Genomic DNA, 255 nt, shown 5'->3' on the forward strand with positions numbered 1-255 from the left:
CCGATGCCCGTGCCCGGGTAGGCGTCCTTCGAGTGCAACCGCTGGAAGATCACGAAGATCTTGTCCGCGAACTCCGGCTCGATCCCGATACCGTTGTCCCGACAGGTGACCTCCCACTCGCCGTCCATCAGACGCGCCGAGACGTGCACCCTCGGCGGCACGTCCGGCCGCCGGAACTTCACCGAGTTGCTGACCAGATTGGCCAGCAGGTTCGTCAGCAACGGCTCCTCGCCCCGGATGGTCGGCAACTCCGAC

1 protein-coding gene is annotated in these 255 nt (G+C 65.9%); it reads right to left on the minus strand.

Annotation, left to right across the window (positions count from 1 at the left end):
* Positions 1-255: sensor histidine kinase (locus tag QSK20_RS32045; protein WP_285792338.1), on the minus strand; the 255-nt coding region annotated here is incomplete at both ends.

The organism is Micromonospora sp. NBRC 101691, from assembly GCF_030269285.1.
GTDB lineage: Bacteria > Actinomycetota > Actinomycetes > Mycobacteriales > Micromonosporaceae > Micromonospora > Micromonospora echinospora.